This is a genomic window from Rothia aeria (assembly GCF_016726365.1).
In the GTDB taxonomy this organism is placed as follows: domain Bacteria; phylum Actinomycetota; class Actinomycetes; order Actinomycetales; family Micrococcaceae; genus Rothia; species Rothia aeria.
Genome location: NZ_CP068102.1, coordinates 1,584,895 through 1,607,449 on the forward strand (window position 1 = coordinate 1,584,895; position 22,555 = coordinate 1,607,449).

Sequence of the window (22,555 nt, forward strand, 5' to 3'; positions counted from 1 at the left end):
GCTGCCGCGCTCGCCCCCACAGGACCCGGTGCCCTATTTCTCCTGCGCTCCGCGCAAAGTGGAACAGCTTACGAGTGTTACAGATGATTCACAGGCCATAATACTGGTTAACTGCACCACAGTGAAGGCGGTGGGGTCTTTAGATGTTCCCCGGCGGTCGATATGATGAATGAAGAACCGACCATCGACCACAAAAGGAACGATGACCCTATGACTTCCGCATTAAACCGATCTTCCGCTGTGACCCGCCGCGCCGTGCTCACGGGGATCGCCGCAACAGGTGCCACCGCGTTAGGGGCCTGCACTTCCTCAGCCCAGCTCACAGATATGAGGGGAGACTACTCGGGCGAGATCAAGTTCGACAGCTACGACACCTCCGCGGGAACCTACGAACCCGCCACCCGAGAGCACCGCGCCAAGAACGTACCCAAACCCGTCAAACCCGCCAACATCGACAATAAAACCGTTGCGGGAATCTACTCCGCCCTCGGGCATTATGCGGCCGCCATCACCTACGCCATAAACACTGGGGAAGACACCTGTATTCAGCAGGTGAACATGGAGGAGGCAGGCAAAAAGGGCGTGTACGAGTATTTTGGGAAACCCTTCACCAAGGCATGGGTGGGGGAATCCAAGTGCGTTTTCATCCTTAAAGATCCCCTGCCCACGAAAAAAGACGACACATACATGTGGCCTTGCACAACGAAAATCACTATTGGGGAGTTCGCTGTGTCAGATGGCCGTGCGCGAGATATTTCCAGTGACAAGCGGGAAATAACCGATGACGCAGAGATGCATCTAACCTACAAAGACAACAAGTGGGTCATCAGCACTGACGCCTCGCTCTCCTCCTCCGCAACCAGCGGCACGAACAAGGTATAGATGCACTCTTATGCACCCGCGAAGGATGTGAAAATCTAACACTGCGAGCTAGAAGCCGCGCCGTATGGGTAATGATGAAACGGTGATAAACCAGGTGGTCAATAGATACAGCAGGGCACACAACCTTATTCCTGCCACCGCCCTCTCCCGAGTAGGGTCGATCGCCTACACTGTGGTGGTCGCATGGTACGTGAGCCAACATGCAGGTAATCAGATGGTGGGGCTGATGAACGCACTCAATGGGGCAGGGGTGCTTCTTGCCAGTATTCTGGGGTTCACGATTATTGACAGATACAATAAGAAAACACTGCTTATCGCCTATGACATTATAAACAGTATTTTCTGTATAGTCGCCGCCGTATTATCGATATACCTTGACAGGCACGCAAGTGTTTTTATTGTGCTCATTCTTTCGGCATGGTTGTCGCTTATCGCAACAATATATGCGCCTACCAGCCGGGCTATCATTCCTGAAATACTCCATACTCAAGAGTTTGAAAAATACAATAGTGTTTATTCGGTGGTAGGGGAATTATCGCGTTCGGCGGGCCCGCTAGTGGGTGCAGCTATCCTGGCGCAACAGACAGCTGATGCTCTTGAAGCTGCGCTGATTGTCAATTTTGTCTCCTTTATGCTCTCTTTGGTAATCACTCTGTATCTGCCTTCGGGGCGGCGTGTGTCTCGTGCTGAGGTGAAGGAAGAAAAACCTCGAATAACCCGTGATTTAAGTGATGGACTAGCATATATAGCATCTTCAGCATATCTTAGACGCGAGGTACTCTACATTACGGTCATTAACGTGTGGGGAGCCTCCACTCTGTATCTGCTGCTGGGGCGAGTGGCGCACCTGGGGATGGACTCAAACATGTATGGGTTGGGCATGTTTATCTCGGTGCTGGGTGCTGTGGCTGCATCCGCTATTATTCATAAAACGCCCAGTCTCGGGGCAAAAGCTCACCCAAATACTCTACTATTTCTGATGTGCTGCGCGTACTGTATAGCTATCATTCCCGGAATTATTAGTGTATTTTGTGCATTATTTATAAGCGCAGGAATTATAGTTATTTACAATATTCGACTATATAGTGATGTGCAGAAGAACAGTAACCCCAAACATATTGGGAAAGTTATGTCGGTTATTTTCCTGGCAACTGCACTCTTCACCGCATTAGGCAGCCTGTTGTTCTCACATGTGAGTGTGTGGGCTGATACCGGGCTGTACGCCATAGTGTGTGCCGCATCCCTCATAGCTGTTACAGCGGGTCTTACCCTCACCAAGTGGACCCGCCGCACGACCTAACATCTAGCCCCTGAGGCCGCGAGCAGAGGATATGTGTTCTAACAGAGGAGAAAATATCCGCTGCTCAAACCGATGCCCTCTGCCCGTGGGTTTGTGGGTCTGCTAAAGATTCTGCTAAAGGCGCAGGGCGCTACAGCCAGATACGCACCCGCTCCTCGGGCGGCAGGTACAGCTGATCGCCCTCAGTAACACCGAAAGCCGTGTAGAACTCGTCAATATTGCGTACCGTGCCGTTCACCCGGAACTCATCGGGGGAGTGCGGATCCACCGAAATCATCATCTCCGCGTGCTGCGGGCGGGACTTCGTGCGCCAACCCTGGGCCGTGGACCACAGCAGACGCTGCGCCGCGCTCATCCCATCAAGCACCGGCGCATCCTCCAACGAATTAATACCCTGCTGCTCAAGGGCGATCTTATACGCCTCAATCGCAATCGACAGTCCCGCCAAGTCACCAATATTCTCACCCAGCGTCAGCTCACCGTTTACCCGGAACTTTTCCGGGTCAAGACCCACCGGGGTGTAGGCGTTATACTGCTCAACCAGGGCGTGCGTGCGCTTATTGAACTCCTCGTAGTCCTCATCGGTCCACCAGTTATTCAGTGCCCCCGTGCCGTCATAGCGTGAGCCCTTATCATCAAAACCGTGGCCGATCTCGTGCCCGATCACCATACCAATACCACCGTAGTTTGCTGCGTCGTCGGCCTCGGGGTCAAAGAACGGCGGGCGCAAAATAGCGGCCGGGAACACGATCTCATTCGCCGGGGGCATATAGTAGGCGTTCACCGTCTGCGGCGACATCAGCCACTCGTTCTGATCCACCGGCTGGCCATTGCGTTCCAGCATAAAATCACAGTCAAAGGCGGAGGCGCGGCGCAAATTCTCGAACAAATCGCCCTCAACCAGCTCAAGTTTCGAGTAGTCACGCCACTCATCCGGGTAACCGATTTTCGTCACGAACATAGACAGCTTCTCCAGGGCCTTCGCCCGGGTGGCCTCAGTCATCCACTCCAGGTTCGTGATCGAGCGGCGGTATGCCTCCAGCAGGTTATCCACCAGTTTAAGCATCTTCGCCTTATGCTCCGGCGGGAAATGCACCGCCACATACTCCTTGCCGACCTCCTGATCGAGCGCCTTCTCAACCGTGCCCACGCCGCGTTTCCACCTATCGCGCAGCTTCTCCGTACCCGAAAGGGTGCGGCCGTAAAAATCGAAATTCGCCTGCACCAGCTCGTCATACATAAACGGTGCCCGCGAATGCACAGCATTCCACACCGCCCACAGCTTCCACGTCAGCAGCGGCGTCTGCTCCCACAGGCGCGCCACACCCTCAAAGAACGACGGCTGAGACACCACCACCTTGCCCATACTGTCGGGGTCAGCACCAAGCGCCCGCAGCCAGTGCGAGAACTGGAACCCGGGGAACTTCTCCTCAAGCTCAGCCGCATCCACCGGGTTGTACCGCGCCTCAGCGTCGCGGTTAGCGACCACATCCCAGTGGTGGGCGGCAATCTCGGCCTCATGCGCAAAAATCAGTTTCGCCGCCTCCGCCGGGGTGAGGCTGAACCCCTCCGCCAAGCCAGTCAGCTCAAAAACACGCGCAATATGGTCAATATAGGCGGAGCACACCTGCTCGTACTTCTCCTCACGGTAGTACGCCTCATCCGGCAGGTTCAGGCCCGACTGGGTCATATAGAACGTGTACTTCTGCGGGTCTTTCGAATCGATACTCGTGTACCAGCCGATCAGCTGCGAAATACCCGCGCGTGAGAGCAGCGCCAGGGTGACCGCCAGCTGCTGCGGGGTCTGCGCGTTCAGGATGGGGGCGACCTCTTTCAGCAGCGGGTCCAGGCCATCCGCCTCAATTTTCTTGGTGTCCATGAACGAGTTGTACAGTGCACCAATACGGGAAGCAGGCTGTTCTTTTGCGACGCGCTCAATAATCTCACGCACATGCTTCTCGGCGTCATCGCGCAGGGTGTACAGGCCGCCGTCTTTGGAGCGGTCGGCGGGGATCTCATACGTGTCAAGCCACGCGCCGTTCACGTGGCGGAAGAAATCATCGCCCGGTTTGACGTTTGAATCGACCCATTCGGTGACAATACCTGATTTTTTAGTGTTATCCATGAACCCATTCTAGGGGGTGAGCAGATGGCGCGCCTCACCCCGCAGTATGAGGTGACCCCTCAGTCTGCCCGCAGGATGACCCGAGACGCGGGTAAAACAACCCGCGAGCGGCGGGTATTTTGCCGAAAAGGTGAGAAAATATCACCTTCTCAGGCAAAACCCCGCTGCTCGCGGACCTATAAAGAGGCTACAGGCTCGCCCGAACCTTCTTCGCGGCAGCCACCACGTTCTTGAGCGTCCTCTTCGTCTCCTCGTAGTCGCGGGTCTTCAAACCGCAATCCGGGTTAACCCACAGGTCAGAGATGGTTCCGTACCCAATCGCGGCACGGATCAGCTCCTCAACCTCGGCCTGCGAAGGCACACGCGGCGAGTGAATATCCCACACGCCCGGGCCCAGCCCCGAAACATAGCTCTCGGGAATATCCGCCAGCAGCTCCATATGCGAGCGCGCCGCCTCAATACTGGTCACATCCGCATTCAGGGCATTAATCGAATCAATAATCTCGTTGAACTCCGAGTAGCACAGGTGGGTGTGAACCTGAGTTTTATCCTCGACCGCGCTCGTCGCCAGGCGGAACGCATTCACCGACCACGCCAGGTACGCGGGCTGCTCATCACGGCGCAGCGGCAGAAGCTCACGCAGCGCCGGTTCGTCCACCTGAATAATGCGGATGCCCGCCTCTTCCAAATCGGCGATTTCGTCGGCGAGCGCCAATGCAACCTGATTCGCGGTTTCCTCGCGCGGCTGGTCATCACGTACGAACGACCAGGCCAGAATAGTCACCGGGCCGGTCAGCATGCCCTTAACGGGACGATCGGTGAGCGACTGGGCGTAGGAAATCCAGGGCACGGTCACGGCCTCGCCGCGCAGCCCTTCACCTGAGCGTTTCACATCGCCGAACAGCACCGACGGGCGGGTGCAGCGTGAACCATAGGACTGCACCCAGCCGTGCTTCGTCGTGGCGAAACCATCGAAATTTTCGGCGAAGTACTGCACCATGTCGTTACGTTCGGCCTCACCGTGCACGAGCACATCCAGGCCCAAATCTTCCTGGAGTTTAATAACGGAGGCGATCTCTTCACGCAGGAACTCGTCAAGCTGCTGCTGCGTGATTTTACCGGCACGCGCCTCTGCACGGTGGCGGCGAATATCGCCAGTCTGCGGGAACGAACCAATGGTTGTGGTCGGCAGCTTCGGCAGATTCAGATCGGCTTGGGCATCCCGGCGGATTTTCAGTTCAGGGCGCTCAAAATCCTGCGGTTTCACGGATGCGGCACGCTCACGGATTGCCGCATTATGCTTACGTGGATCCGCTGTGAAACGTGCTAGCGCTTCGTCGGCGGTCTTCAACTCTGCCTCAACCGCAGACTCACCGTCGGCAAGACCGCGGGCAAGAGTTACGATCTCGGCGACTTTCTGGTCGGCAAAGGCCAGACCGTCTACGGGCACATCGGCGGGGTCTTCAAGGTCAAGATCGTGCGGCACATGCTGCAGCGAGGTTGAGGACGCAACCGCCACCGCACCGCCGTTAATGTTCTGGAGTGCGTGCAGGAGCGCTCGCAGGTCGGCACGCCAAATATTGCGCCCGTTAATGGCACCTGCCACCAGGGTTACGCCGGAGTCTTTGAAGGCGGTCAGCGCCTCGGCATTGTAGAGCGTGGAAACCAGGTCGAGATGCAGCGCCTCAATACCGGTGTCTAACAGTGCGGGCAGGTTCTCGCGCAGATTGCCGTAGGGGCTTGTCACCAGGATTGCGGGGCGGTTCGTTTCGGCTGCCAACGCGGAGTAAGTTTTACGCGCCAATTCGGCGATTTTGGCGTTGGGAATGTCGCGGTCCACGGTCAGGCCAGGTTCGTCGAGCTGCACCCACTGCACGCCGCGTGCCGCCAGCTCGGCGAGTACCTGCTGGTAGGCTTTCACGAAATCGTCCAGGCGATCCAGCGGTGTGAACCCTTCGGGCGAACCCTGCTCGGCTTTCGCCCCGAGAAGCAGAGTGAGCGGGCCGACCAGCTGCGGGCGCACCGTCACCCCATGCTCCTTGGCGACTTCAAGCTGCTCGTCAATAGCCTCAAGATTCAGCGTGATCTCGGTATCCGGGCCGATCTCGGGCACCAGGTAGTGGTAGTTCGTATCGAACCATTTCGTCATCTCCAGCGGAGGCAGCGTCTCGGTGCCGCGTGCTAGAGCAAAGTATCCGGGCAGATCGAGCAGGCCGCGCGCATCCTTGGCGTCGGCAAGACGCTTGGGCACGAGGGTGAAAAGGCGCACGGCATCGAGCACCTGATCGTAGTATGAGAAAGTCGCCGGGATAGACGAATCGGTTGCGCTAAGACCGCGCTCGATCACACGGTCATAGTAGGTGCGCTGCACATCTGCGGCCGCCTGGCGCAGTTCATCCTGCGTGATTTTGCCTTTCCAGAACGCTTCCTGTGCCTTCTTTAGCTCGCGGAAACGGCCCACGCGGGGGTAACCGACGATGGTTGCTGCGGGGAATGGGGTGTGGGTCATCCTAGTTCCTTACTGTGGGAGGGTGTCAAATAAAAGGGGAGTTTAGAGGTATTGAAGATCGCTCAGGGGGAGTTTGAAACGGTTCGAGTAGCGCGGAACGTCGAGTTCTTCAAGGACGTCCAGCACAGCCTCATGCTCGTTAAATGTGAAGAAATGCAGGCCGGGGGCGCCAGCATCAAGCACCTTGCGACACTGGTCGAGTGCATGTTCCACGCCGATGCGGTGCATCTCGCGCGGCTCACTCGCGGTTTCCAGGCGATGCGCCAGCTCGCGCGGTACTTCAAGCCCGGCAAGCTCGCACAGCTTCGTCAGCCGAGTCAGCGAGGTAACGGGCATAATACCGGGGATAATGGGGATCTCCACCCCGGCAAGGCGCGCAGCATCCACCAACCCCGAATAGCGCTCGGTCTCAAAGAAAACCTGGGTGATGGCGAAATCCGCCCCGGCACGCTGTTTTGAAAGCAGAATCTCAATGTCTTGAAGAAGCGAGGAAGATTCGGGGTGCTTATGCGGGTACGCCGCAACCCCAATCGATACCTTCCCCGCGGCAAGATGCGCGAAATCCTCACGTTCCACCCTGCGAATCAGCTCCACCAGGTAGCGGGCAAAAGGCAGCTCAAGCGGGCGCGTGTTTTCGGGCGGAATATCGCCGCGCAGCGCCAAGAAACCGCGTACTCCAAGCCCCAGAATCAGACGAACCGAGCGTTCCAAATCGGCCACGGAATGCCCCACACAGATGAGATGCGCCAGCGGATTCAGCGAGGTTTCATGCACCAGGTGATCGAGCAGAGCCAACGTCTTTTGGCGGCGCTGCGCATCGCCCGAATAGGTGACGGAAACGTAATCCGGGTTGGTTTGTTCAAGCTCGGTAATGGTTTTGAGCAGGGAATCGCAGCTTGCGTGCGACCGCGGAGGATACAGCTCGTAGGAGAGAGCCGGGTGAACTGTCGTCATTTTCATTCCTTCGTGTTCACCCGATAGAAGCGTGCCCGAAGGTACGCCGAATTCTTTATGCACAATGCGAAAGGAATTCACTTCTATCGGTTCTGGCGGGAGCACCTTGTCCGCCCACCCCGTGGGGTGGAGGCTGGCGAGGTTGCTGCGACGTCGAAGAGCCAGATCTCTCGGTCGCTCTGGATAGATAACACTCCTACTTTAGGCAGGATGCGCGGTGCCAGCAAGAATATGTCGGCACATGTCACTGGACGGTCATAACCGCGTAATATTGCGGGATGCGGCGAAACAATACGTCATATAGGTTCGCGGCAGTTTGGACTAGCGTATTGAAGCCTCCACCTGATTTGGCCGCGAGCAGATAATATTTCGACGAACAGATAGCGGAATGTTATCTGCTCGTCACAAAACTATCTGCCTGCGAAAGAATTGCAGGGTGCCGTGAACGTCATGTTGCAACCACGTCCTGTCAAACACGGTAGAGTAAACGTATGGAACGCATCGAATCTCCCGCATATGCACGCCTGGGTAACTCCGGGCTGGTCGTGCCCTCCGTCGGTATCGGCTGCAACAACCTGGGACGCCCCGGCACCCCCACTCAAACTCAGGAAGGCACCAACGCCGTTATCGCTGCCGCAGTCGAGGCGGGCATCGGCTTCTTCGATATTGCCGACCTGTACGGTGCCGAGCCCGGGCTGTCAGAAACCATGTTCGGTACCGCGATGCGCGAACTCAACCTCAACCGCGATGACCTGATCATCGTCACCAAATTCGGGCTTCCCACCGGTACCCTCAACGGCAACGACTGGGATGCGCGCGGCTCACGCCGATACATCATGCGTGCCGTCGAAGGTTCACTGCGCCGCCTGGGAACCGAGTACATTGACCTGTATTTCTACCACAGCCCTGACCAGAACACCCCGTTGGAAGAGACCCTATCTGCTCTCGACACGCTCGTGACCAGCGGAAAGGTGCGTTACCTGGGGCACTCCAACTTTGCGGGGTGGCAGCTTGCCCACGCCGAGCATCTCGCCCGCGAGCTCGGCACTGAGCGGTTTATTGCCGCCGAAAACCACTACAACCTGCTGGATCGCCGTGCCGAACTCGAAATTCTGCCCGCCGCCCGCCATTTCGGGCTCGGGGTGCTCCCGTATTTCCCGCTCGCCAACGGGCTTTTGACCGGAAAATACCGCCGCGACAGCATCCCTGCAGGGTCACGCCTGTCGCACTCCAAAGCGCAGGTACTCGCGCAAGCCGACTGGGAACAACTCGACGCCTACCGCGAATTCTGCGCCGATCTGGGGATCTCTGAGGTTCAAGCATCCATCTCTTGGCTCAAACAGCAGAACCCCGTCGCCAGCGTGATCGCTGGGGCAACCACCCCCGACCAGGTACGCGCAAACGCGCAGTCCGCAAGCGTGCGGTTCAATGATGACGAACTGGCGCGGCTCAACGAGATTTTCCCCGCCCCCGAGCGCATCGCGCTTTTCTAACACAACCTTCACCACAGATATTGCTGAACGGGAATACTGCCGCCGGGGCGGGCGTTAAACCCCTGCACCACACAAAAACGCAGAACACCCAACCGCATGAGAGACAAGAATACCCGCATGAGCATCACCACCGAGCCGCCGAACCGCGCCAGCACACTACCCCCGCTCGGGCAGGGCTCGCACACCCGCCGCTTGGGCGTTATCGCGCTGGTGGCAACCTTTGGTGGGCTCCTCTTCGGGTATGACACCGGGGTTATTAACGGTGCCCTTGACCCCATGAGCCGCGAACTTGGCATGGACAACACCATTCAAGGCTGGGTCACAGGCTCCCTCGCTTTCGCCGCCGCCCTCGGAGCCATGGTCACCGGGCGCATCTCAGATGCCATCGGGCGACGCAAAACCATCATCGGACTCTCAATCCTCTTCATCGCGGGCGCGCTTGCATGCGTTTTCACCCCCAGCATTGCTGTACTGTTGATGGGCCGTACGATGCTCGGGCTCGCTGTGGGAGGCGCGTCCGCAGTTGTGCCTGTTTTCCTCGCCGAACTTGCACCCTACGAAATTCGCGGATCACTCTCCGGGCGTAACGAGCTCATGGTTGTCGGCGGGCAGTTAGCCGCGTTCATCGTGAACGCCATCATCGGTAACCTCTGGGGCGAACACGACAGTGTATGGCGGTGGATGTTCGCCGTCTGCGCTCTGCCTGCGCTCGCGCTTTTTATCGGTATGCTGCGCATGCCCGAATCCCCACGCTGGCTTATCGCGCAGGGGCGCACCGAGGATGCACGCGCCATTATGCGGCGCATCCGCCCCGCCGAACGTGCCGATGCCGAAATTGCGGACATCGCGCGTTCACTTGAGGAAACCCGCACCCAAATCGGCGCGGGGACTAGGGGCAGCATGGGTAAAATCCTGCGTGAAAAATGGTTTGTGCGGATTCTGCTGGTTGGTATTTTGGTGGGTGCCGGGCAGCAGCTCACCGGTATTAACTCCATCATGTACTACGGCATTAAGGTGCTCAAAGAAGCTGGGTTTGACGAGGGTTCGGCTCTCATTGCGAATATCGCGCCGGGCGCTATCGCCGTGGTTGGCTCAGTCTTTTCGCTGCGCATGATGGAGCGCGTGAACCGCCGCACGATGGTGATTGCGGGGTATTCGCTGACCGCGTTTTTCCACCTGCTGATCGGGGTAGCGTCTATGCTCCTGCCGGAAGGCACCCCCGCGCGTCCCTATATTATTCTGGCGCTTGTGGTCGGGTTCGTGGGGTCGATGCAGACCTGCCTGAATGTTTCGACATGGGTGCTGATGAGCGAGCTGTTCCCGCTTCGGGTACGCGCGGTTGGCATGGGTCTTTCTGCATTCTGCGGGTGGATGATGAACGGCCTGCTGTCCCTCGTATTCCCGGTTATTTTGGGGGCGCTAGGGCTGACCGGATCCTTCTTCGGGTTCATGGTGGTGAACGTGCTAATCGCCGTGCTCATGTGGCGTAACCTGCCTGAGACCCGCGGCAAAACCCTGGAAGATGTGGAGGCGGGCGTTATCTCGGGCGCCGCCTACCCGTTTGGGACGACTCGGTAGACGGTGCTCCACTAGTTCGCGAACAGATCGACCTGTTCATACCAAAATCCACCTGCTCATGGATAAATAAGGCCGCTGGATACGGTTTACGGATTCTGTTGTAGAAAGTCTTCAAGAGAGATGCGGTAACCATCATCTTCGGCACGGGCTTTACGCAGAGCCTCAATATCAAGTAGCTCTTCGTATTCTTCTACGGGGTCTAGACCAGTCATATGTCCTACTCGAGGTAATGTTATTGATAGAGAATGCTTGTGTTAGTCTTAACATATCTTCGCAAAGTTACCTGCGTACAGCGGAAGACCCAGCAGCGGCAACTACTGAGCCTTCCTGGTAGGTAGAGCACTACTTCAGAAGCTTAATGAGGTTTGAAGCAAAGCTCATGATGTACGAGACGGCTTGAGCAGCTCCATCGGTAAGGGCAAAACTTACCAAGAGCGCTTGGGCCGTTTCTACGTAGTCGTAGAAAGACATCGTATCCCACCGCCTTTCCGCCCTGGGAATCTCCACAGGATATTCTTCGCAAAGTGGCTGTGGGATTACCCTGCAGAAAGGGCATTTCTAACTTTACTGTACGCATATGTTCAATCTGCAAACATACAGCATGTGACTACCTGAGGAACTAAACCAGCAACAGTTCTATGTTTTTGCTGACCCCAGCAAAGGCACTCCTATCCTGCGGGGCAGGCGGTTAAGTGCTACCGTCAAATAAGACGGCGCTACGCCGAAACAAACGCGCGCAGGCTCTCGGCACACACCCATGGCGCGCATCCACCCACCCGACGAGCCAAACATAACAACTGAATCAGGGGCAAAGAAGTGACCAACACCGAGAAAAATGACTGGGATTTGCGCAGCGAAAAGGTTCAGAAGAACCAGGTAGCCGCTTATGACGAGATGCGCCGTCGCTGCCCCGTAGCGCACGACGAGTTCATGGGCTACTCCGTGTTCAAGAACGCTGATGTGCAGCATGTGCTCGATCATCCCGACATTTACTCGAATGTCGTCTCGACGAGGCATATTGCCGTGCCGAACGGTATGGATGCGCCAGAACACACAACGTTCCGCGCCGTGAACGACAAATACTTCACCCCCGAACGCCTGAGGGAGTTCGAGCCGAAAATCCGTGAGGTCGTCAAGAACCTGGTGGCTGATCTGCCGCGCGGCACCGAGGTTAATGTGATGGATGGGTTCGCGCAGGCTTATGCGATGCGCATCCAGAACGCGTTCATGGGCTGGCCCGCAAGCCTTGAGAAGCCGCTGATCGAGTGGATTGAGAAAAACCGCGAGGCTACGCTGCGCCGCGACCGCGAACAGATCGGCAAGGTCGCCCTTGAGTTTGACACCTATATTCGTGAGCTTCTGGATGCGCGCCGCGAACAGGCTGCCGCCGGGAACCCGCAGGATGTGACCGCCGAGCTGCTGACCGACACCGTGCAGCTGCCCGGCCACAAGCCGCGCACCATGACCGATGAAGAGATTGTGAGCCTGATCCGTAACTGGACGGTGGGGGAGCTTTCGACCGTTTCGGCGTGCGCCGGGATTATCGTGAACTTTTTGGCGCGCAACCCGCAGGAGCAGGCACGGCTGCGTGACTCACTGGGGGAGGGGCATGCGGAAATCGCCGCCGCAGTTGAGGAGATTATGCGCCTTGAAGACCCGCTGGTGACGAACCGCCGCGTAACTACCGAAGACACCGTGCTGGGCGGGCGTACTATTCCGGCGAATTCGCGGGTGACGATTAACTGGTCGAGTGCCAACCGTGACGAAGACGCGTTCGAGGATGCGCTCGCCTATAACCCGCATCGTGACCAATCCCGCAACCTGGTGTATGGCGACGGTATTCACGTCTGCCCGGGTGCGCCGCTGGCCCGCTTGGAGCTGCGCCTGCTCATGGAGGAGCTGCTGAAGGCGACCAAGAGCATTGTTCCAGGCGACGAGTCTGACGTGCCCGCCACCGAGAACGCCACCTACCCGATCTCAGGTTACTCGACGGTCCGGGTGGTGTTTGGGTAGGGTTTAGGGCCTCATAGCAGCCTTCGGCCAATTGCGAAGGGGGCGGGCTACACGTACTTTCTTACATAGGACGTATGACTGTACGCCACCCCAGGGCAGCGACGCAGTGGTGCAGATTGGGCTGTGCCACTCAAAAACCTGTGTCATATTGTGGACAGATGCAGACCGAACATCTAAAAAATAGAGCACTTTTTCTTTAATATTTTTTTAATTTTTTCACCCTGACCCGCAGAGTGAGTATTGAGTGTCGTTTTTAAATATGCTAGGTTGTTTTTCCCTTTGAGATTGGGGTCAGGGGGCCAATAATTTAGTGGCTAAACAGCCTGAAAACTGTACCGCGCAAGCAATAATCCGCCATTAGATTTTAAATATTTACCCGTAAAATTTAAACACTGGCTTGTATTTTGATAGTTTTGAGTGTGCTTTAGTAATGCAATGGAAAAATTTTCACAATCTGGTATTTGTCTAGTTGGGGTTGGTTAATCGCGCAGATATCCTCTACAGTCGAATAACGGGTTTAGGAAAATCTGTGCCTCAAGTTGAGGTTTAAAGGCTTCCGGTCATAGTGTCTAGAACAGTTGTTAGGGGTTGCTCTCGTGTATCTCAATACCTTGACAAAACCAAACCCCAACAGCCTGTGCCGTGCCCACCATCTCTTCTTGCTCCATAGATGGGTTCCCTACGTATTTTTTCTGCCTGTAACAGGGAATAATCCCCGCCTGTCCGCCTGTCCCCAAACACCTGCTGCCCCTTTGAGCGTGTTAACTACCCTCGGCGGCTGCCCGCGCGAGGCAGCGTGCATGAGCAACGGCCAAGCAGGCAGATCCACGGGACGGATCGGGGCATATAAAATCCCCAGTCTAGAGCCCCTTTCGTTGCACAGCCGCTGCGGCTGGAAGGCACTGAATTCTATCCCACCCTGCAGCAGGGAATCGGCGGATAATGCCCTTGCACCCGCCTGTTCCTTACGGCGCGCCAGTACACGACCATAGGCCGCACCATTACAGCCCAGTAACGTCAGTAAATAACCAGCAGCAGGATAAGGGAGGTGAGAAACGATGTACACCACGCATCACATAGGCACAGCGACCCGCTCACACGGTTACTGCATCGCGCCGGTGGCGCAAGATAAAGATCGGGGGCGGGCGCCGCCTGTGCTGTGTTCACCCCCCGAAACAAGAAGAATAGGGTTAACCGCGGGATCCCATCCCACCTGTGTCCCTGCACGGGCGAGATCTGAGGGGATAAATTGCTGTTCCTGGTATCCCTAAGGGGCCGCAACGAGGTTCTCAAAGCGGTCGGGTGAACGCACCTATTGGCCCTATTCGCTGGAAACACCACTAGTCCGGAAAGCGGTGTCTCTGGTTATCACCGATATTTCCCTGTTGACCCAAGAGGCAGGGGAACAGGTTTAGAAAGGAGAGTAGAGAGAATCCCCAGAACAACAGTGATCTTTTAGGTAGCAGAGTCTAGTGGATGATATTGAAGACTTGGCAGACGGTATGCCCTAAGCCGTTTCGTCAGCTTCAGTTCAGCTTCCAGCCCGTGAGGTGGGGTGCGCAGCCAGTGCATCCACCGAGGCGTGGTAGCCACCCACTAGGTAGGTGACTACCCCGCTTAGATATGTTGTGCAGAAAGAATGGTTAGCTAGCATCTCTCAGCAACATGTCTAGGCACACCTAAACACTTGGGCTACTGTCCGTCATAGGCGGGCGGTAGCCCAAGTTTGTGGGTGCTCTCACAGCGAGCACGCCCACTATTCTACTACAGGCGATGATGGTACCCGAAGAGCATTTAATATACTGATAAAACTATATATCGCAGTGTCGCGTATTTTAGAGAACAGCAGATATTGAGAATGTGGCTTTATTTCTCTGCTATAGCAAGGGTTTACGATATTCCTTGATAAGTAAAAGTGCATAACTGAAATTTTACATACGAAATTATTTACAAAAAATTTAAATTTTTTTAAAAACTTATGGATTAAAAATTTAACCTCACCTAGGATGGGGACTATCGGATTGATAATCCGGCCTGAGGGTACACCACTCTTAGGAACACCCTAGAGATAGGAGTCTCTATATGCAGTACACCAAGGCTGATATCCGTAAGGTTGGCTCATTCGAGGAGACCACGAGCGGTCTCTGGTTTGGGGCCTACCGTGACATTTTTGCTGGCCGTCTCTTCTTCCAGTTCTCCCTGTAAAAAGGGCGTACCCCAGCAAGGAAATCCTAGGGATAGGAGTTTTACCTGCAGTACATCAAGGCTGATATCCGCGAGCTTGGCTCGTTTGAGGAGGCCACGAACGGCTTCTTCTTCTTCGGCCCGTACCGTGACCTGTTCTTTGGTCGCACCAACGTGATTGTCCATGCAGGCTACTACCCTTAAGCCTACCTTTAAGAAGGTGCCTCACCTTTGAGGCACAGGCACTGTAACTCAATGAAGTAATATCCGGTGCCGAACCCTCTGTGTATGTAATCCTACATTGTAAGAGCGCATATTTCGGGATAAAAAATACCCCCGAAATATGCGCTCTTTTTGCTCTTATGTTCGCACCTATTTATTAGATAGTCAGGGGAATACGGGGAGGAGCTTTATTATCGGAGGGCAGCTCCAATAAATACTTAATTATTACCCTGAAAAATAAAAACAATGTATAACTGGCTATATGGTGGAGAATCTGCGGCTGCCTGGCTGCTTCAATAAGCTGTAGTGAAAGAACAATAACAGCACTTACCGCAGTGGGAGAGGGTAAACCCTACAGATCCTGCCCTTCGTACATGACTTCCCAGGCGGTACCGAACCGGTCGATGCAGCACCCGTCGTATGCTTCCCACACCTGCATCTCAAGCGGGTAAAGCACGGTTCCGCCCTCTGAAAGCGCTGCAAAAACACGATCCGCATCGGGCACAGAATCAGCCGAATAGACCAGAAAACTTGCTGGTGCGCCTTCGGGTGCTTCCTCAGCCATAACATCCGAGCCCATGAGAGTCATGTTATTAAACTTTAAGGCGGTGTGAGCGATCTTCTCGCCCCATTCTTCCTTATACATCCCAGCGCTCTTGAGCGCGTCTGCCATGTCCCGGTAGCGGATAAGGCCATCTCGCTGCGCCCCAAAAAGCTCCTCATAGAAGTCGAAAGCTTCACGGGTGGTTCCCTGGTGGTTTGAAAGATAAACATTCATCTGTGCCATGTGAAATTCTCCTGATTTCGGATGATGGGGACAATAATTTCACGGTAGCAAAGCCACACTGCCCTTTGCTTATCTTCAATTGCGCACTTATTGACTCTTACGGGATGACAGCAGGTAACGTGCCAGCAACACCGGAAAATTCATGGTGATAGGCGGGTCTTCGGGCAGAGGCAGGCGCATCATCAGGTGAACCGGCTCAGGTGTTGTTGCCGCATCAAATGTTATTGAGGAGTCTGCTTTAGCGCGGTAATTCTGGCTCAGCGCCTTTAGCGGATGCACCCCGAAACGCACCTCGCACGCCAGCAGGTAGTAGGTTCCGGGTGGAATATTCGTGAAGGTGTATTCCGCAGAACCAACCACCGCCACCCCAATAACCGGCTCTCCTTTAGGAATCGCAGTAGGAAACAACCCCATAAACGTAATATCGCTGCGGTAATCTGGTGGGTACACGGCTCGCACCGTCAGCTGATGCGGTGTTGTGACGGCGCTTTGACGGTGCTCAAACTGGGTGGTGCGACCGCACAGTCCCAAGAGCACGCTCCGGGCTTTAAAAGACTCCCGGCGATAATCGCGAGGCGAGCTACCCGTATGCTGTTTGAAGGTGCGGGAGAAGGACGTTAAGCTACTGTACCCGGCAGTAATAGCGCTAGCTGTTACGGTACTGATGGGCGAGGAACGATCCAGAAGCCTCTCAATACTGCACTGAATTTTCAGCACCTCAACATACTGCTTAATGGTGTATCCCCTCACCTGCCTAAATCGACGTGAGAGATAGTACGGGCTATACCCGCAGGCTTTAGCAATACTGGTGAGGGTCAGTCTATCTTTTGCATGCTGACGAATGTAATGTGTGATCTTGGTGGTATCCATCAGACTTTTTTGGGAGTGTGGATAAAATCTGGAGGTTCATATATGAGACTAATAAGGGGGGGGAAGGACTATCCTGCGGCTACTACAAAGCCGCGCCTGCCGTCGGTTCCGTACATGGCGTGGTTGTGGCTAGAGTCTAAGACGTTGTAGCGGTATTCGGGTATGCCATCTTTGACGTGGCATAGAAAGTAGTCATGGGACATGCTTTTTCGTAGAAAAATTACTGGTTGTGGGAGTTATCTTTCTGCGCAGAAGACTTCTTGTGTTCGCGGTACATCATCCAGAACCCGCAGACGATAAGAACCGCGCCGAGAATAGAAGAAGTCGTGAGATCGATCGGTAATATACGGCCGTCACCAATGCGGGGGAGCGCTAAAACGAAAGTTGCTAGGGCAAACACCCAGAGCGATAGTGGAAGTTCCTGACGCCGTGACTGCTTACCTTGGTTGTCCTTGTGCACTATACTCATCCCCTCACGAATTATTGCCTTAAAATTTACCTTACCTAAGTTATAAATTTAAAAATACAGCAGACACTGCCATTATACTGTTTAAAATAAAATAAATCAAGATATATTTAATATTTTGGTTGTGTGTACAATTTCTGCCTATTGATTGCTGGTACTTATTAATTTAAAGCACCGTTTCTATATTATATTTAAGGGTTATGCAGGGGGTCACTACCTTTTTATATTATTAATAAAAAATTCGAATGATGGGGCAATCGTCATGAGAAAACCATCGGAGTGCAAAACACAAAGAGAATTATTGTGCGGATTAAAACATAAAAACCCAGAATCCGACAAGCCTATAGCAAACATATTTTTAACCATTTGTTCATCGAAAAAACTTGGTTCATGAGAATCTATGACTATCTCATCAATAATATTTAATGGGATTTGATAATTGGGGCCATCGGAAAAAGTTTCCTCAAGAAGCATATCTTCATTCCACAAGTCATAAAATGCGCCTCCGTCATAATTTTTACAATCTTTTGCATTGAATAGCGCTTGTGAAATCCCGTTTTTGTTTTTATGCAGGAAATCTATATAAGCTTTAGGGAGTCTATATTTTTCAAATATTTCTCTCACACCATACTCCTTCAGCTATAACTTGAGACAGGCACCCATGTTTAGCTGCTCATTTTGCGATTTTAAATATTCCTCTGCCCGCTTCTTTAAGGTTTAATCACCAAGGTATTTTCGTCTTGGTTATCTGCGGTACAGGCCCGCTGCCTGGGCGGATATATTCGGGGTGGCAGCAGCCGAGCTAGGGACCGGTGCATCAGCACGCACAATCTGCGACTGTTTAAACCGGCGGTCAGGGGTGCAGGTCTGCTTGTATTTAGTGTCCGCTAAGCTGCGAATCTTCTGCACATAATTCTGCGTCTCGGGGTACGGCGGGATGCCCTTATACTCCTCAACCGCGCCCGGCCCGGCGTTATACCCGGCCAGCACCAGATCCAGCAGCTCATCATCATTCGCGGCGTATTTAGCTAAACGCTCCTTCAATCCAACCAGGTAGCGGGACTGCGCAGCAATCGCATCGTGCGGGTCGCGTCGATCCCCGCCCTGGCCCCACTGCGCCCACGCGGCATCGGTAAACTGGGCGATACCCTGCGCCTGCGCGTCGGAGACAGCACCCACCTGCCAGTGGCTCTCCGTCTCAAGCTGCGCGGCAAGAATCCCCGGGCGGTACCCGGTAGCGGATGCGCCCCGCAGCAGATCCTCACGCACCTCGGCGGGCGCATAGGTCAGATCGGTAACCTGGCAGTACTCGTCATAGGTTGCCGCGAGCCCCACCACGCCGCCTCCGAGCAGTACAACGGACGCGATCACCTGCCAGTTAGCCATGAAACCAGCCACGAACTTCGTGAGGAACCCCGCCCTCGACTTTTCAGACGCCATGCCTTCTAGAATAACGCACCCCGCCGCAGAACCGGACGCGGCCCACACACTAACCGCCGGAGCCTCCTCACGGTGAACGAGGGGTGTGCCGGTGTTGGTTACCGGCGCCGGGCGGTGGGCAACCGGGCCATTGCGCGCAGGTAAAATTTAGACGGGCAACCCTAGAAGAAAATGCTCATATTATTCGCACCATCAGGAAAAGGGATCATGGAAGCTTCTCAGGATAAAGAGCATAAATCAGTAATTGAACTGGATCTATTATTAGATGATTTTGTGTTGGATAAAAATAGCAATTGCTTAAAAGAGCTATTTGAATTACCTAGCGGGAAGTGGGCTGAAGCTAAACATTTCTTTGACCAAGATTATTACGCTTCAAACTATCGCAATTCGAATATTTTTGTCTGCTGGCTGCCAGATGTTGACGGAAGCACCGATAAGTATCGAATAATCGTATTTTTTGATACAAATGATTTGGTGTCTCAGGTAATATCTTTGAACATGGAAACTTTGTCATCGAATAACTCTTTCTGACTACGCCAGGGCAGGCGCAGATGCTGTTGCCCAGAAGGCATCGGCAGAGCCCCCACCCTGCCTGCTAGGGGGCGGCGGCAGGGGAGAGGCTACTTGTCTGTCACCTTAATCTTGCCCATCGCCCCGCGTTCCATTTCGGCGAACCGGTGATTCACGAACGTGTAGGTGCCGGGTTCGCGGAACTGCATCTCAACGAATCCGCCCTGCGCCGAGTCAAGATCGAGCGCCTGCGAATGCCCGCCGGTAACCCCGTACGGGTCTTTACCGCGCCGCAGCAGGTAGCCGCCCTCCTTATACACCGTGTCGAACTGCGAGCCGACCACGTGGAAGCTCATGCCCTTTGACGGCCCCGCCGCCATTAGCCAGATACGCACCCGCTCACCCTTTTTTGCCTCCAACGGCTGGTTGATGTACTGGGTGGCGTGCCCGTTAAACATGGTGAACGTGGGGGTGCCCGCCGCGATACCCTCGGACGAAACCTCAGTGAGCTTATTGCCGTTCTCCGCAGTCTGGCCCGTGTTGCTCAGGTACGTCTCGTTCTGCACCAGCACATACTCGTGGTCCACCGGGTCCATATCCTGCGGGTCGATCACCACCGCCCCGTACATGCCCGAGGCCATGTGCAGGCTCATGGGCGTAGTCGAGCAGTGGTACAGCCAGATGCCGGTGCCGGTCGCCTCAAAACGGTACACCAGTTTCTCACCCGGGGCGATGGTTTTCATCGTATTATCGGGGGAGACCATGCCCGCGTGGAAATCAAGCGAATGCCCCATCGACCCGTTATTTTCAAGGGTAATCTCAAAAACGTCACCCAGTTTGCCGTGCAGAATCGGGCCCATATACGAGCCGTTGAACGTCCACGCCTTCACGTCCACCCCGGGGGCGACTTCGCGGTTAAGCTCCTGCACGTCCATGGTTATTTTGTGCACGGTCTTCCCGTCACGCTTCTCACCCGCAGGTACGGGCTGCAGCACCGGGTCACGCCGCTCATAGCCCTCTCCGGGGGATGCGTGCAGATCAACGTTCCCGTTCTGGGCCGTCATCACATTCGACCCCGAACCGTTCGACCCCGCGCCACCGCCGGAGGCGCCGCCCCCGTGGTGCCCATTCGCCTGCAGGTTAGAACCGGTGGCCTTCACATGGAACAGCATGCCCTGCTGCCGGTGCCCGGCAACAGAGCACCAGCCCTCAGAGTCGGCAGTAATCACGCCAACATCCACGCTTTTCGTCTCACCCGGGTTAATCGTGCCGGTCTTAGCGCCGTTATTGAACGTCAAATCGTGGGTCATGCCCTGATCCTCGTTCGTCACCTCAACCACCAGGCGGTTACCCACCGGAACCTGCGCAGTGTCCGGGGTGAAACGGTAGTTTGAGGTGGCCTTCACCTTCACCGTGGTGGTCTGCCCCGTGCCGGTCGCGGTTGAGCCGCCCATAAGGTTAAAGCCCACTGAGCTCGGATCCACCGCAATACCCAGGGTCAGCGCCAGCACCACCGCCAGCACCCCGAACAGGGAATGCCGGGTGTGGTTCACCGGATCAGGCTGAACCCCAGACCCGTCGAAAGAGGGCTTCTCACCGCGGGCGCGCGCAGCCATCATCTCCTTGCGGGTATTCACCGACGCCTTCACCCCGCGCACCATACACGGCAGGAACGACGCCAACCCCAACGCCCCCATCGCCGAGACCGTAACCTTCACCCACGAACCGGTGAGCGTAGTCGGAAGCATAAAAACAATCAGGCTCAGGTTAACCACTGTCACGCGTGCGGCAGCGAACCGGCTGAACTCCTTATTGGAGGCGCGCACCACCGCCGGGCCGCCGCCCATACGCTGCGGCAGCAGGTAGCTCATAGCCCCCAGCAGCACCTGCAGCAGGAACCCCGCCACAAACACGGGGGTGACGGCGCGCATATCAAGCTCAGCGAACGGGGTGCTGAGCACCATAAACGCGGTGGCGAGCACCCCCAGCACCAGCCAGATGAACCCCGCCCCCACCGACATGGGAGGGAACTCGCCGGGCCGTTTCGTGCGCATAGTGCGCACCATAACCACCGCCACCATCAGCAGACCCACACAGTAGGCGAGCAGACCCGCCCCGGCGGCAAACCGCGCCCCCGGTACGCCCCCAAAAATCGCGCTGAGCGCCGTCACCAGCACACCCGCGATCATTAGCTGCAGCGCCCGCACACTAATACCCAGGGCGTTCTCCACCATTTTGGTGCGCAGCATCGTCGGCCAGAACGTGATGAGAGTGCCGACCACGGTCACACCCACAAACCCGAGCACGTTCACCGCCTCGTGAGCGAGCAAAAACTGGGCGTGAAGAGTTTTCTCAAGGCCCGGGAACGCAGTCATCGCCCCCAAGGCCGCACCGAACGGCAGCATGAACGCGGCCGCAATATAGAAGCGGATAGTTGCACCAAACCGGGACGGCAGCGCCTGCTTCACCTGCTTCAGCAGCGCAACACCGTGCCAGGCGACCATCGCCCCCACCACGCTCGCCCCGGCCAGCGTGAGTATGTACAGCGTCGGCAGCTGCTCCTGAAACACCATGCCCAGCATGAGCACCACGATGCCGGCGTTAAGCGTGAAAATACGCGTGACCTGAACCCCGCGCGCCTCATCCGGGATTTTGATTTTCATCAGCGCCTCAGTGAAATGCTGACTCCAAATCAGGATAGAGTTCGTAATCAAACCCAGGGTGACCATGTGCACGATCAGCCAGCCGCCATTAGGAATAAACCGGTGCGCCAGCAAAGCGGCGATAATCCCGAACATCCAGTACGACACAGGTTTAGAAGCACGCCGGTGCCACGTGCCGCGCCCCGATGCGCGCCGCGCGATCTCCTCAGCCGTCAGATTCGCCCCAGGGACACCCTCCGGGCGGGCGCCGATCTGCAGCCCGCTGCTGCCGGAAGAACCCAAAGGCGCAGACCCCGGCTTGGACCCGGCCGCACCCCGACCGCCCGCACCATCAGCGCCAGCGCCCGCAGACCCCGCACGCTGGGAATCGTCATGGTGGGTGTTCTTACCCTGTGCACCGCCGCGTTCAGGCTCGTCGGCGGAAGGCCCGTTGAGTTTCTCGCTCACGCTACCGCTCTTTCATTCGCTGTGTCCAATTACCCCCATTATATTGCGCCACCTATACGAATTTTAGTGTCGGTGACCTGTGCTACATGACGTAGAGGAACGGTAGAATATC

At 55.7% G+C, this 22,555-nt stretch carries 19 protein-coding genes and 1 riboswitch; of the genes, 7 read left to right on the forward strand and 12 right to left on the reverse strand.

All coding sequences use genetic code 11. The features are described from left to right. Positions 1-210: 210 nt before the first annotated feature. Positions 211-882, forward strand: a complete 672-nt coding sequence (locus I6I94_RS06780) for a DUF6318 family protein (RefSeq protein WP_201620538.1) — start codon at positions 211-213, stop codon at positions 880-882. Positions 883-946: 64 nt separating this feature from the next. Further along, entirely contained in the window at positions 947-2,182 is a 1,236-nt protein-coding gene (locus I6I94_RS06785; protein WP_201620539.1) for an MFS transporter, read from the forward strand. A gap of 130 nt (positions 2,183-2,312) precedes the next feature. Here I6I94_RS06785 and I6I94_RS06790 read toward each other — a convergent pair whose 3' ends face one another. From I6I94_RS06790 to I6I94_RS06800, 3 genes are all read right to left on the reverse strand, one after another. Beyond that, positions 2,313-4,307 carry a M13 family metallopeptidase gene (locus I6I94_RS06790; protein WP_201620540.1) on the reverse strand — a complete coding sequence of 665 codons (1,995 nt, stop codon included), beginning with the start codon at positions 4,305-4,307 and terminating at the stop codon, positions 2,313-2,315. 187 nt (positions 4,308-4,494) lie between these two features. Next, a complete protein-coding gene (metE, locus tag I6I94_RS06795) occupies positions 4,495-6,816 on the reverse strand; it encodes a 5-methyltetrahydropteroyltriglutamate--homocysteine S-methyltransferase (protein ID WP_128087190.1) in 2,322 nt (773 codons plus the stop codon). A gap of 42 nt (positions 6,817-6,858) precedes the next feature. Then, the gene (locus I6I94_RS06800) at positions 6,859-7,770 is read right to left on the reverse strand and encodes a methylenetetrahydrofolate reductase (RefSeq protein WP_201620541.1); all 912 of its coding nucleotides are present in this window, start codon (positions 7,768-7,770) and stop codon (positions 6,859-6,861) included. An 80-nt stretch (positions 7,771-7,850) separates the two neighbouring features. Then, a riboswitch (SAM riboswitch) is annotated at positions 7,851-7,960 on the reverse strand. A 301-nt stretch (positions 7,961-8,261) separates the two neighbouring features. Here I6I94_RS06800 and I6I94_RS06805 point away from each other — a divergent pair. Together I6I94_RS06805 and I6I94_RS06810 are read left to right on the forward strand one after the other, a co-directional pair. Then, positions 8,262-9,263 carry an aldo/keto reductase gene (locus I6I94_RS06805; protein WP_128087188.1) on the forward strand — a complete coding sequence of 334 codons (1,002 nt, stop codon included), beginning with the start codon at positions 8,262-8,264 and terminating at the stop codon, positions 9,261-9,263. Between the two features lie 96 nt (positions 9,264-9,359). Continuing rightward, entirely contained in the window at positions 9,360-10,841 is a 1,482-nt protein-coding gene (locus I6I94_RS06810) for a sugar porter family MFS transporter (protein WP_128087187.1), read from the forward strand. Between the two features lie 86 nt (positions 10,842-10,927). Here I6I94_RS06810 and I6I94_RS06815 read toward each other — a convergent pair whose 3' ends face one another. Both I6I94_RS06815 and I6I94_RS06820 read right to left on the reverse strand, forming a co-directional pair. Continuing rightward, positions 10,928-11,053 (reverse strand): hypothetical protein, encoded by a 126-nt coding sequence (locus I6I94_RS06815; protein WP_037233815.1) that lies wholly within the window; start codon positions 11,051-11,053, stop codon positions 10,928-10,930. Between the two features lie 130 nt (positions 11,054-11,183). After that, entirely contained in the window at positions 11,184-11,312 is a 129-nt protein-coding gene (locus I6I94_RS06820) for a cell division protein FtsL (RefSeq protein WP_236588831.1), read from the reverse strand. A 345-nt stretch (positions 11,313-11,657) separates the two neighbouring features. Here I6I94_RS06820 and I6I94_RS06825 point away from each other — a divergent pair, with 345 nt between their 5' ends. Both I6I94_RS06825 and I6I94_RS11525 read left to right on the forward strand, forming a co-directional pair. Then, positions 11,658-12,854, forward strand: coding sequence for a cytochrome P450 (locus I6I94_RS06825; RefSeq protein ID WP_128087185.1), 1,197 nt, complete (start codon positions 11,658-11,660; stop codon positions 12,852-12,854). A 2,082-nt stretch (positions 12,855-14,936) separates the two neighbouring features. Further along, positions 14,937-15,059, forward strand: a complete 123-nt coding sequence (locus I6I94_RS11525) for a hypothetical protein (RefSeq protein WP_023133130.1) — start codon at positions 14,937-14,939, stop codon at positions 15,057-15,059. Between the two features lie 553 nt (positions 15,060-15,612). Here I6I94_RS11525 and I6I94_RS06830 read toward each other — a convergent pair. The 6 genes from I6I94_RS06830 to I6I94_RS06850 all read right to left on the reverse strand — a co-directional run bounded on the left by I6I94_RS06830 (position 15,613) and on the right by I6I94_RS06850 (position 18,823). Continuing rightward, positions 15,613-16,047, reverse strand: a complete 435-nt coding sequence (locus I6I94_RS06830; RefSeq protein ID WP_128087184.1) for a VOC family protein — start codon at positions 16,045-16,047, stop codon at positions 15,613-15,615. 87 nt (positions 16,048-16,134) lie between these two features. After that, positions 16,135-16,917, reverse strand: a complete 783-nt coding sequence (locus I6I94_RS06835; protein WP_128087183.1) for a helix-turn-helix transcriptional regulator — start codon at positions 16,915-16,917, stop codon at positions 16,135-16,137. Positions 16,918-16,985: 68 nt separating this feature from the next. Beyond that, positions 16,986-17,120, reverse strand: a complete 135-nt coding sequence (locus I6I94_RS11530) for a hypothetical protein (protein WP_269090145.1) — start codon at positions 17,118-17,120, stop codon at positions 16,986-16,988. Between the two features lie 17 nt (positions 17,121-17,137). Then, positions 17,138-17,377, reverse strand: coding sequence for a hypothetical protein (locus I6I94_RS06840; RefSeq protein ID WP_128087182.1), 240 nt, complete (start codon positions 17,375-17,377; stop codon positions 17,138-17,140). Between the two features lie 219 nt (positions 17,378-17,596). Continuing rightward, entirely contained in the window at positions 17,597-18,007 is a 411-nt protein-coding gene (locus I6I94_RS06845; RefSeq protein WP_201620542.1) for an SMI1/KNR4 family protein, read from the reverse strand. Between the two features lie 120 nt (positions 18,008-18,127). Continuing rightward, positions 18,128-18,823, reverse strand: a complete 696-nt coding sequence (locus I6I94_RS06850) for a lytic transglycosylase domain-containing protein (RefSeq protein WP_128088163.1) — start codon at positions 18,821-18,823, stop codon at positions 18,128-18,130. A 207-nt stretch (positions 18,824-19,030) separates the two neighbouring features. On the opposite strand from I6I94_RS06850, the gene I6I94_RS06855 reads away from it, so the two are divergent. Next, entirely contained in the window at positions 19,031-19,354 is a 324-nt protein-coding gene (locus I6I94_RS06855) for a hypothetical protein (RefSeq protein ID WP_201620543.1), read from the forward strand. A gap of 89 nt (positions 19,355-19,443) precedes the next feature. On the opposite strand, the gene I6I94_RS06860 is transcribed toward I6I94_RS06855, so the two are convergent. Further along, a complete protein-coding gene (locus tag I6I94_RS06860; RefSeq protein WP_201620544.1) occupies positions 19,444-22,443 on the reverse strand; it encodes a multicopper oxidase domain-containing protein in 3,000 nt (999 codons plus the stop codon). Between the last annotated feature and the right edge of the window lie 112 nt (positions 22,444-22,555).